Origin of the sequence: Natronobiforma cellulositropha (genome assembly GCF_025629245.1) — an archaeon.
Classification (GTDB): domain Archaea; phylum Halobacteriota; class Halobacteria; order Halobacteriales; family Natrialbaceae; genus Natronobiforma; species Natronobiforma cellulositropha.
Genome location: NZ_JANZXN010000003.1, coordinates 22,840 through 34,895, shown reverse-complemented (window position 1 = coordinate 34,895; position 12,056 = coordinate 22,840). Strand labels below are relative to the sequence as shown.

The 12,056-nt window shown below is 66.9% G+C and carries 6 protein-coding genes; all 6 read left to right on the top strand.

From position 1 onward, the window contains the following. Positions 1 to 27: 27 nt before the first annotated feature. A complete protein-coding gene (locus N0B15_RS00225) occupies positions 28 to 1,968 on the top strand; it encodes a glycoside hydrolase family 9 protein (protein WP_263004948.1) in 1,941 nt (646 codons plus the stop codon). Between the two features lie 221 nt (positions 1,969 to 2,189). After that, the gene (locus N0B15_RS00220) at positions 2,190 to 4,289 is read left to right on the top strand and encodes a glycoside hydrolase family 9 protein (RefSeq protein WP_263004947.1); all 2,100 of its coding nucleotides are present in this window, start codon (positions 2,190 to 2,192) and stop codon (positions 4,287 to 4,289) included. Between the two features lie 388 nt (positions 4,290 to 4,677). After that, positions 4,678 to 5,232, top strand: a complete 555-nt coding sequence (locus tag N0B15_RS00215; RefSeq protein WP_263004946.1) for a hypothetical protein — start codon at positions 4,678 to 4,680, stop codon at positions 5,230 to 5,232. A 218-nt stretch (positions 5,233 to 5,450) separates the two neighbouring features. Further along, complete coding sequence (locus N0B15_RS00210) at positions 5,451 to 7,973, top strand: glycosyl hydrolase (RefSeq protein WP_263004945.1); 2,523 nt, start codon at positions 5,451 to 5,453, stop codon at positions 7,971 to 7,973. 195 nt (positions 7,974 to 8,168) lie between these two features. Next, on the top strand, positions 8,169 to 10,115 hold the full coding sequence (locus N0B15_RS00205) for a cellulase family glycosylhydrolase (protein WP_263004944.1): 1,947 nt from the start codon (positions 8,169 to 8,171) through the stop codon (positions 10,113 to 10,115). Positions 10,116 to 10,263: 148 nt separating this feature from the next. Beyond that, positions 10,264 to 12,006: a glycoside hydrolase family 5 protein gene (locus N0B15_RS00200; protein WP_263004943.1), complete on the top strand. Its 1,743-nt coding sequence runs from the start codon at positions 10,264 to 10,266 to the stop codon at positions 12,004 to 12,006. Positions 12,007 to 12,056: the final 50 nt, after the last annotated feature.

The window sequence follows — 12,056 nt, the reverse complement described above, 5'->3', positions numbered from 1 at the left end:
GTGTGCCCACCCCTACGCAGAGGAACTATGACCAACGACACACCACCCACGGACCGTTCTGCACCGTCCCGAACGACCAGTCTCGCCCACCCTTCGCGTCGCCGCCTGCTGAAGGCGGCGGGAGCGGGGGCTGGCCTGTTCGCCCTCGGGGCTGGTCCCGGAACCGCCAGCGCCCACCAGCACTCCTACAACCTGGCGTCGGCACTCAACAAGTCGCTGTACTTCTTCGACGCGAACCGGTGTGGTCCCGACGCGGGCGACGGCCGCCTCGCCTGGCGCGGTGCCTGCCACGACGAGGACGCCGCCGTGCCGCTCGAGGAAGCCGTCTCGAACGGCGGGACGGACCTCTCGTCGGGCTTCATCAGCCAGTACAGCGACATTCTGGATCCCGACGGCACCGGCACCGTCGACGTCAGCGGCGGCTTCCACGACGCGGGCGACCACGTCAAGTTCGGTCTCCCGCAGAGTTTCAGCGCGTCGAACCTCGCGTGGGCCGTCCTCGAGTTCGAGGACGCCTTCCGTGACGTCGGCAGCTACGACCACATCCTCCACCACCTCCACCGCTTCGCCGAGTACTTCCTGAAGTGCATCTTCCGCGACGACAGCGGCGAGGTCGTCGCCTTCTGCTACCAGGTGAGCAACGGCGGCGGGAGCTTCGACCACAACTACTGGGGACCACCGGAGGAACAGGACCCCGAGCAGTCGCCCCGTCCGGCCTACTTCGCGACCGCGGACGACCCGGCGAGCGACCGGTCGGCGGCCGCCGCCGCGGCGCTCGCCGTCATCTCGCTGGTGCTCGAGAGCGAAGACCCCGACTACGCCGCGGAGTGTCTCGACGCGGCCGAAGCGCTCTACGCCTTCGCCGACGAACACCGCGGCGTCCCCCAGACGGCCGCGCCGTACTACGAGTCGACCAACGACGCCGACCACCTCTGCTGGGCCGCCATCTGGCTTCACGAGGCCACGGGCGAGGACGCCTATCTCGAGGACGCGGCCGGTGTCAGCGGCGACAGTTACACGGGTCACGTCAGCGACATCCTCACCTCGGTCCACGACGACTGGCACAACACCTGGGTGCAGTCGTGGGACTCCGTCTGGAGCGGGGTCTTCCTCAAACTCTACGACATCACGGGCGAGGAGCGCTGGCGCGAACTCGCCTTCTGGAACCTCGCGTACTGGAGCGGCGGCGAGGTCTCTCACGAGGCTTCGTGGGGCGACTACATCCAGACGACGCCCGCGGGCTTTTCCTTCCTGAACGAGTGGGGATCGGCCCGGTACAACGCGGCGGCGCAGTTCATGGCGACCGTCTACCGCAACTACACCGGCAACAGCGACGTCACCGACTGGGCGCTCGGCCAGATGGAGTACATCATGGGCGACAACCCCTTCGGCTACTCGCTCATCGTCGGCTTCACCGACAGCCACGCCGAGCGGCCTCACCACGACGCCGCTCACGGGACCGACTCGGGGATGCCGAGTGTGCCACCGGAACACGAGTACACCCTCTACGGCGCGCTCGTCGGCGGTCCCGACGCCAGCGACAACCACATCGACGACACGGCCGACTACACGCTGAACGAGGTCGCCATCGACTTCAACACCGGCCTCGTCGGCGCGCTCGCTGGACTCTACACCTACTACGGCGAGGGCGACGAACCCCGTGACTTCCTGCCCGACGAGTACTGGAACGAACCCGACGAACTGCCGTGGGGCGAGAGCGACCCCGGCGAACCGGGCGAACCAGGCGACCTCGACGTCACCGGCGACGGCAACCCCGCCCAGGACCTGACGGGCGACGGTCTCTACGAGGACGTGACCGGCGACGGCAACCTCGGGTTCAACGACGTCGTGACCTTCTTCGAGGAGCACAACGGCGACGTGGTCCAGTCGAACGTCGAGTACTTCGACTTCAGCGGCAGCGGGAGCGTCGGCTTCAACGACGTCGTCTCCCTGTTCGAGCGTCTGTAAAACGCTCGGGCGTACGAGACTCCCGTCTCGGAGTGTTCGAGATGATCTAAGCGACTCGAGCGGGCGGACCGCTCGTCGCACCCGTTTGCTCGTCCCCGAACTCGAGCGCGCATCACCCCCGTGGCTCACTGCGCTCTCGCACCCGTCGGAGCCGAACGGGCCTTGTGACCGTCACGAAAAACAATAAATTTTTATGCCGCCGGGTACGCGTCTTACGTGGTATGGGTAGACAGCGCACGGTAGACAGACGGACGCTGCTCAAAGCGACCGGTGGTCTCGCGGCGATGGCCACGCTCGGTTCGCTGGGAGTTGGCGGGGTCGGGGCACACGAACACGATCGCGCGATTCGCGTCAACCAGGTCGGCTACCTCCCGGGAGCGACGAAAGTCGCCGTCGTGATCGACGACCGGGTGTCGGGGACCGCCTTCGAGGTCGTCGACTCGAGCGGGAGCGTCGCCTACAGCGGTGACCTCTCTGCGCCTGTCGACGACGAGAACTCGAACCGGACGGTACGCCACGCGGACTTCACGGCCCTCGAAGACGAGGGCGAGTACGTCGTGGAGGTCGGCGGTGAGTCGTCGTTCCCGTTCGAGATCGGAGACGACGTCTACGTCGACCCGCTCCGGAAGGCGGGCCGGCTCTACACGCTCAAGCGCGTGGGCGTCGACATGGACGACCCGGAGACGGGTCTCTCCTTCCAGGCGGGCCACCAGCAGGACGCCGAAGCCGAGGTGGTGGCGTGGGACGATCCCGAGTACGACCAGGGTGAGACCGTCGACGTCACCGGTGGCTGGTACGACGCGGGTGACTACAGCAAGTACACCGCACCGAGTGCGATCACGCTGGGTGCGAAGATGTGGGCCTACGAGCGCAACCCGGGCGCGTTCGAGGACTTAGACTACAACTTCCCGCCGGGCATCTCCGAGGAGGATTCGGGGCGGATGCCGGACGTGCTCGCCGAGATCAAGTGGAAACTCGAGTGGTTCCAGAAGGCCCAGCGACGCGACGGGGCGATGTGGTTCATCGTCGCCGGGACGAACTGGGCACCCTTCGCGCCACCGGCGCAGGACACCCAGCAGCGCTACGTCTTCGGACTCTCCTCTGCGGGGACGGCGATGGCGTGTGCGAACTTCGCGCAGGCGGCGCGCCTCTTCGAGGCCTACGACGCCGACTTCGCCGCCGAGATGCTCGCGTGCGCCGAGGACGCCTACGCCTGGCTGCAGGACAACCCGGAGATGGTCTGGCGGGTCGACCCACAACAGGACGCCGGCTCCGGGCCGTACCACCGCGGACCCGAGTTCGAGGACCCGAACCGCTTCGAGGAGGACGGCATGTCCGACCCGAGCATCGACGGCTACGCGATGGAGGAGTTCGACCGCTTCTGGGCGGCCGCCGAGTTGCTGAAGACGACCGGCGACTCCTCGTACAACGACGACCTCGAAGCCGACCTCGCACACGTCTTCACCCAGGAACCGATCGACTTCGACTGGTACAACGGTCTGGTCCTCGGCCAGTACGCCTACTACACGGCCGACGCAGGCGACCCTGCCCGCCAGGACGACGTCGCCGACGCTATCCTCTCGTGGGCCGACACCCGACTCGAGCACGTCCAGCAGGACGGCTTCGAGAACGCCCTCGTCGAGCGCGACTACCACTGGGCGTCGGCACAGAAGGGTGCCTCGTTCGGTGTGATGTTCATGCTCGCGAACGCCATCGAGCCGAACCCCGACTACGTCGACGCCGGACTCGCCCAGCTCCACCACGTGCTGGGACGCTCTGCCACCGGCTACTCCTACGTGACGCGCGTCGGTAGCTACTACCCGGAGAACCCCCACGACCGTCTCGTCGACGGCACCGGGACGCTGCTGCCCGGGATGGTCGTCGGCGGTCCCAACTGGGGCGACCAGTGGCCGGAAATGGGGATGTCGTTCAACGAAGCGCCGTACGACGACCCCGGCGTCGCCCACCTCTACGTCGACGAGCAGGCGCGCTACGACGTCAACGAGTGGGCGATCAACTACACCGCGCCGGTCTTCTGGCTGCTCGCCGAAGCGACGACGCTCGATACCGACGGCTCCGACGACCCGGTCGACCCGGTCGAACTCGACGTCAACGGCGACGGCAACCCGGCCCAGGACCTGACGGGTGACGGTCTCTACGAGGACATCACGGGCGACGGCAACCTCGGGTTCAACGACGTCGTCACGTTCTTCGAAGAGCACAACGGCGACGTGGTCCAGAACAACGTCAGCAGCTTCGACTTCAGCGGCAGCGGGAGCGTCGGCTTCAACGACGTGGTCTCGCTGTTCGAGATGCTGTAAGACGCTCGGGCGTACGAGACCCCTGTCTCGGAGTGTTCGAGATGCTGTAAGACGCTCGGGCGTACGAGACCCCTGTCTCGGAGTGTTCGAGATGCTGTAAGGCGCTCGAGGACACCTCTCGTTCTCTCTGCGGCTGTCGGCCACACCCGTCGAGTTCGGCCGGTGGTCTCCGAGTCGGCCCGGTCCACTCGAGGTCCCCCTTCGATTTCTGTTCGACGTTTCGATTTTGGAGAGATTCTAGAGAGTGTTCACACCGATCATGCGGAGAGTTTGAAAATACGTTATCACCCCTGGTCGGCAACGGTCGACTACACGATGACAGGCGAACCACGCATCGGCGGCAACTCGGGCCGCGAGTGCATCGGCGGCAACGCGACATTCCCCCTCGATGCAGTTCCCACCGGTCTCTCCGGAGACGATCTCGACGCCACCGCCGGTGACGCGTCGGTCGCGACGAGCACCGGCCCGGTGTTCGCGTTCGCTGACGACCCCGAGATTGTCGCGTTCGACGGATGTCGACCTGGCGACGGTCACGCTCGAAGGGATCGATGACGGCGAGACGACTGTCGACGTTACACTCGACCGGATCGAAGACGACTCCGGCACGTCGATCTCGCCCGAGATCATTCCTACATCGCTTACGGTCAAGCCCGAAAACTGGGCCGACGAGACCGACTCGGACAACTGGACCGACGAAGACGGATCCAGTAACTGGTCCGGTGAACTCGAGTTCGACGGCGACACCTACACGCCGATGGATCTGAACGGAGACGGACTCCACCGCGACATCACCGGGAACGGTGAGGTCGCCAGTCACGACGTGATCGTCTTCTTCGAGACGATGGACGACCCACTGATCACCGGGAACGTCGAGAAGTTCGACTTCGCGGGAACCGGTACCATCGGCTTCGCCGACGTGATGGCGCTCTTCGAGTCGCTCTGATCGCACTCGAGCGGCCGACGCGGGCAGGGCCGTCCGACTTCGCTCGTGTGGACTGACTCATCCTCCGTTGAACCGCGATCGGACGACCCTGCCTGCGTCGATATTTTCTGCAGCCGTCCACAACGATATTAGTCACGAGCCAGTAGTGTGAGCTAACTCGATCCGACGAGCGCCGAGCGCCCACTGGGCGCTCGAGACCGCCGGATCGCTGACCCACTATGAGCGAAGACGATACAGACCTGGCGAGGCGTACAGCGGAAGACGAATTCGGCGCGTACTCGAGGCGGGCGTACTGTACCCTCCTCGCCTGTCTCGCGGCGGGGGCGGGCGCGAGCGAGACGGTCGCCGCGACGGTTTCGGCCGGGAGCGGTGGCTACCACGACGGCCCGCCGCCGGGAGCCGAGACCCACGACTACGGCCGCCACACGACGGTGGCGTTCGGCGACCGGCCCGTCCCGACGAACGACTGGTACTCGGCGATTCCGCTCGAGGGCTTCACCGACGAGGTGGTGATCTTCGCCCACCCGCTGAGCTTCCAGACCCGTCCCGAGGGGCTGCGCGTCGGCCACCCGACGACGTGGACTTCGGGCTTCGACCACGGCGACCTGGTCGGTGACGCCTCGATGGACGCTGGACTCGACCTGACGGTCGGCCACGCGGGCGCGTCGGACTTCGAGGCGGTCGCCCTCGACGACCACGGCGACTGGTCGGCGCGCGTCTGCTGGGACGAGGGCGGCCCGGCGACGCTCCGGGCGACCATCGCACAGGGCTCGCCGTTCGCCTTCTTCGAGTTCGAGGGTGGGGGCGGCGGTGGCGAACTCGCCTTCGACGCGACGCCCGAGGTCTGGGCCGAGCGCGAGGGTACCCTCGGCGTCTCCGTCGGTGAGACGGCCTACGGCCTGTTCGCCCCCGACGGAGCGTCCTGGGACGGTCTCGGCTCGGCGACGATCACCACCTACGCGGACGCCTGTACCGTCGCCGTGTTGCCCGCGGCGAGCGAGAGCCACCTCGAGCGCTTCGCACGCTACGCTCAGAATCGGATCACCGACACCCGCGTCGAGTGGGCGTACGACCGGGCGGTCTCGACGGTCACCTCGAGCTTTCACACCGAGACCGTCGACGGCGGCGACGCCGATGGGACACTCAGCGCGCTCTACCCCCACCAGTGGAAGTACCTCGCCGCCGAGAGCGACCTGCTCGAGGCGACCTATCCCTCCGCACGCGGCGAACTGCGCCTGCTCGAGGGCGCGTCGTTCACCGTGAGCTACGACTACGGCGGACTGCTCCCCTTCCTGCCGGACGTCGGCGGCTACGACGAGGACCAACTCGCGGGCTACCTCGCGGCGGTCGATACCGCCATCGCAGGCGGCATCGAGCAGGATACCTACTGGTTCGGCAAGGACGTGGCGAGTCGGCTGGCGAAGACGGCCGCCGTCGCCGACCAGGTCGGCACGGAGTCGGTCCGCGACGCCCTCCTCGAGAGCGTCCGCGAGGGGCTCGAGGCGTGGTTCACGCCGAGTGCGGAGGCGACCTTCTACTACGACGATTCGCTGGGCGTCCTCCAGGGGGTGCCCGCGAGCCACGGCTCGGTCTCCGAACTCAACGACCACCACTTCCACTTCGGCCACTACGTCTGGGCGGCCGCGCGACTCGCGCGCCACGACCCCGACTGGGCCGACGAGTGGGGACCGATGGTCGAGGAGCTGATCCGCGACTACGCCAACCCGCGCCGTGACGACGAGCGCTACCCCTTCAGCCGCAACTTCAGCGTCTACGCGGGCCACGCCTGGGCGCACGGCTCGGCCGGGTTCGCCCTCGGGAACAACCAGGAGTCCTCCTCGGAGGCGCTGATGGCCTACGCGGCGCTGATCGAGTGGGGCGAGTACACCGGCGACGAGGAGATCCGCGACTTCGGCATCTACCTCTACGCGACGCACGTCCGCGCCGTCGAGGAGTACTGGTTCGACCGCGACGACGAGAATCACCCCGAGGAGTGGGCAGCCGACTTCGCGGGCATCGTCTGGGGCAACGGCTACGCTTTCTCGACCTGGTGGACGACCGACACCGAGGCCATCTTCGGCATCAACATGCTGCCGCTGTCGGGCTACTCGCTCCACCTCGGCCGGGACCCCGACCTCGCCGCCGACACCTTCGACCAGCTCGTCGCGCTCAACGAAACCGGCGACAGCTTCGAGTACTGGCCGGACGTCCACTGGATGTACCGGGCGTTCTCCGACAGCACCGACGCCCTCGCGCGCTTCGAGGCTCGCAAAGACGATTACGAACCCGAGGCCGCCCAGGAGCGCGCCCACACCTACTTCTGGCTCTCGACGCTCGACCAACTCGGCTCACCCGACCCGTCGGTGACCGCCGACACGCCACTGTACGCCGTCTTCACCGACGGCGGCGAGCGTACCTACGCCGCCTACAACGCCAGCGGGAGCGAGACCACCGTCACCTTCTCCGACGGGACGACCCTCTCGGTCCCACCCCACACCCTCGAGACGACCCGTGACGCGGCTCCCGACCTCGAGTTGAACGGCTACACGCCCCAGGACCTGACGGGCGACGGGCGCTACGAGGACGTCACCGGTGACGGCCAGCTCGGGTTCAACGACGTGGTCACCTTCTTCGACCACCTCGACCACCCGACGATCACCGAGAACCCCGCCCACTTCGATTTCAGCGGTAACGGCCGGGTGGGCTTCGACGACGTGATCGCCCTCTTCGGCCGGCTGTAAGGCACTCGCGGTCGCTGGCCTCTGCTCAGGGGTGTTCGTGGGTCTGCCGTCTCGAACCGGCCCGCCGTGGCTGCTCGAGCGGCCCCACACGCCACCATTACTTCACGATGAAAAACGTAACTTTTTGCCTGACGGCTGCGTAGCACGGTCAGTACGTCGACCGTACGCCGCGGACGGTCACAGACCACTCGAGCCATGACACGCTACCCAGCACCCGACCGACGCGCACAGATCGACGACCAGCCTCGAGACGCGGGGATCAGCCGTCGCACATTCCTGGGGGCGGTCGGTGCCGGGTCGCTTCTCGGGACGGCCGGTGCCTCGAGCGTGCGTGCGGCGGGCGACCCGACGGCGTTCGTCGAGGTCGAGGGTACCGACTTCGTCGTCGACGGTGAGCCGATCTACTTCCACGGCGCGAACAACTTCTGGATCGTCGACGCCTACCGGGGTACCGAAGAGTACATCGACGAGAACCTCGCGCTGTTCGAGGAGATGGGGATCACCTTCCTGCGGACGTTCGTCACCTGCGAGGGTGGGAGTGCGGGCTGTTACATTCCGGAGCCGTACGTTCACGCCGAGGAGGGCTTTCGGACGCTCGATTACCTCGTCGCGCGGGCGGCCGACCACGGCATCAGGCTGGTTCTGATCCTCGCGGACAACTGGGACCACAACGGCGGCATCCCCCAGTACATCGAGTGGATCGACGGGGCGGATCACCACGGCGACTTCTACGTCGACGAGGACGCGAAGGACCTCTACCGCTGGCACGTCGAGGAGGTCTTGACCCGCGAGAACACCGTCACGGGCCTCGAGTACCGCGAGGATCCGACGATCGCCATGTGGGAACTCTGTAACGAACCGCGTCTCGAGGGGGACGGCTTCGGCGACGAAGACCCCGGCTACGAGGAGCGCGCCTCGATTCTCGAAGACTGGATCGCCGAGATGTCCGCGTTCATCAAAGAGATCGATCCGAACCACCTCGTCTCGACGGGGATGGAGGGCTTTTACACGCGCGAGGGCTCGAGCCACTGGTTCGAGAACGAGTGGACTGGCCAGGACTTCCTCCGCCACCACGATATCGACACCATCGATGCGGCCTCGTTCCACCTCTACCCCTACCACTGGGACTTCCCCCACGAGTACGGCACGGTCTGGATCACCGAGCACATCCGCGACGCCCACGAGACACTCGGCATGCCCGGCTACTGCGGCGAGTTCAACGTCAACGCCACCAGCGGTCTCGAGACGCGCCACGAGGTGCTCGCCGAGTGGTACGAGGCGCTCGACGCCTCCAACGCCAACGCGGCGATGATCTGGCAGATCGTCGTCGACGGAACCGAAGACCACGATGGGTTTCAGGTCTATCAGGACGAGTCGGGCGACGTCCTCGACGTCTACCGCGAGGCGGCCCGCGCGAAGAGCGAGGCCCTCGGCGGCGCGCCGTTGCACCCGCCCTCGAGCGTCGTCGTCGAGACGGGCGCGGACGCCATCGCCGTCGAGTGGAGCCGGGTGAGCGAAGCCAGCGAGTACGTCGTCTCCCTCGATGGCGACGCCGTCGAGACCACCGCGGAGACGGCTGCGACGGTCGGCGGACTCGAGGGTGGACTCGAGTACGAGGTCGGCGTTGCGGCCGTCGGCGCTGGCGGCGAGGAGACCGACCTGACGACGACGAGCGCAACGACGGTCGACGAGACGAACGTCGGCTACCCCGAGTGGGTCTCCGGCGACGTCTACGAGGACGGTGACCGGGTCGTCCACGACGGCATCGTCTGGGAGGCGCAGTGGTACACCGACGACGACGAACCCCGCTTCGAGTCCGGCTACGCCTGGTCGTTCGTCGAAATCGTGGGCACGGGCGTCGAGAGCGACGAGGGTGAGAACGGTGACGGCGACGAGAACGGAAGCGGCGGCGACCCGGCCGACCTCGACGTCACTGGTGACGGCAATCCCGCCCAGGACCTGACGGGCGACGGGCTCTACGAGGACATTACGGGTGACGGCCAACTCGGGTTCAACGACGTGGTGACGTTCTTCGAGGAACACGACGGCGCGGTCGTTCAGGACAACGTCGCGTCCTTCGACTTCAGCGGGAACGGCCAGGTCGGCTTCACCGACGTGGTCGCCCTCTTCGAACGGCTGTGACGCTTCGGGGCGCACTGAGCGCTCCAGCGTCCCTCGTCTTATTTTCCTACTGCCGACTCCGAATAGTATTTATTAAAAGACGTTGTACTGACAGCTACTACCGGTCGCGGACGGCTGTCCGTCGACGAACCAGTAGTGTGAGACACCTATGACGAGCCACCAACCCACCGACGGACGTACCGCACGGACGAGCCACCGGCGAGCGAGCGCGACGACCAGACGGCGGTTTCTGGCGTCGGCGGCGCTGACGGGTGCCGTCGTCGCCGGTGGCGGCGTTCCCGCCCTCGCGGGTGCGAGTGCGGGCGGGGATGGACTCATCCCGACGCCGCGCCTCGAGCGCGAGGGCAACCTCCTCGTCGACCCGGAGGGCCGTCCGATCACCCTGCGGGGCGTGAGCATCGCCGACCCGGGAAGCACCTACGGGAGCTGGTCGTCACACACCGCAACGGAAGCGGTCGACCTCGCCACCCGGACGAGCGAGGGCTGGTACAACCGGCTGATCCGGGTGCCGATGCGCCCGGAGTTCGTCGCTGCCCGAGGGCCGGGTGAGATCCCCCACGGCGACGGGCGCGGCCCGCTCCTGCCGGGGCAGTTCGACGGCGACGACCTCGAGTACTACCTCGAGAGTTTCGTCGACCCGCTCGTCTCGCTGTGTGCCGAGCGCGGGGCGTACGTCTTACTCACCTACCAGCGCGACCACCCGGTCTCTCACCAGGCCGAACACCAGGGGTTCGACTGGTCACGGAACCGCTGGGAGTGTGGGGCGGATTCCGACGACGACTGGCGGTATCCGGAGGTGTGTGGTGAGCGCGGCGTGCTCTGGCACGGCGAGGACCAGGTCGACGATCTCCTCGCGCTCGCCGAAGAACAGGAGTTCGAGCGCTACTACGGCGAGGAGGCACCCTACACCGAACCGGCCGAGATCACGAACGCCCTCGACGCGGAGGTTCGACTCTTCTGGGAGACGGTCGCCGACCGCTACGGCGGCGAGCCACACGTCCTCTTCGAACTGTACAGCGCGCCGACCGGACCGCACGCGGGCAACTGGGGGTCGCCCACCTACCCATCGTTCGAGATCGGTCCCGACCGCCCCGACCGCAGCATCGACGGGCCGAACGCGAAGCCGTACTGGGATCTCTGGGTCGACCGCGCCCAGCCGTGGGTCGACACGGTCCGCGAGCACGCCCCCGAGAGCGTCGTCGTCATCGGTGCTCCCCAGTGGAACCAGTACACCTACTGGGTCCCGGAAAACGAGTTCGAAGGCGAGAACCTCGCCTACGCGTCACACGCGTTCACCCAGGAGGATATCCGGCCGCTCGAGACCTATCTCGGCGAGCCCGCGGCCGAGGTGCCGGTCCTGGTCACCGAGTTCGGCTGGAGTGAAGACGTCGAGTGGGAGGGCGAAGACCACGTCTGGCTCGAGGGGACGACCGAGGAGTTCGCCCCGGAGTTCGAGGCGTTCTTCGACGACCACCCCGTCCACCCGGTCGCGACCACGTTCGACGACAACTGGCTCCCGATGTTCTTCGAGGACGTCCCGGAGGGGATTCCGGGCGATGCCGTCTCACACCCACACTGGATGGACTACCTCTCTGACTCGACGCCGGGGCAGTGGTGGTACGAGTACCTCGAGGCGCGCCACCACGACCACCCCGACGTGACGGCCGACCTCCCGGTGATCGGTGAGAGCGACGCCCCACCTCGGGATCTGACGGGCGACGGTCTCTACGAGGACGTCACCGGCAGTGGTGATCTCGGCTTCAACGACGTGACGGTGTTCTTCGAGAACCTCGAGAGCGACGCCGTCCAGAACAATCCCTCGTTCTTCGACTTCAGCGACAACGGTCGGGTCGGCTTCGACGACGTGATCGCCCTCTTCGAGCGGCTCTGACGGCGTCTGCGACACACTTCTGGCTGGCTGATTCGACGGCGACTCGAGCG

Bases quoted from the DNA above. Each gene is read 5' to 3' on its own strand.
- N0B15_RS00225 (WP_263004948.1), top strand. From the start codon at position 28: ATGACCAACGACACACCACCCACGGACCGTTCTGCACCGTCCCGAACG.
- N0B15_RS00220 (WP_263004947.1), top strand. From the start codon at position 2,190: ATGGGTAGACAGCGCACGGTAGACAGACGGACGCTGCTCAAAGCGACC.
- N0B15_RS00215 (WP_263004946.1), top strand. From the start codon at position 4,678: ATGCAGTTCCCACCGGTCTCTCCGGAGACGATCTCGACGCCACCGCCG.
- N0B15_RS00210 (WP_263004945.1), top strand. From the start codon at position 5,451: ATGAGCGAAGACGATACAGACCTGGCGAGGCGTACAGCGGAAGACGAA.
- N0B15_RS00205 (WP_263004944.1), top strand. From the start codon at position 8,169: ATGACACGCTACCCAGCACCCGACCGACGCGCACAGATCGACGACCAG.
- N0B15_RS00200 (WP_263004943.1), top strand. From the start codon at position 10,264: ATGACGAGCCACCAACCCACCGACGGACGTACCGCACGGACGAGCCAC.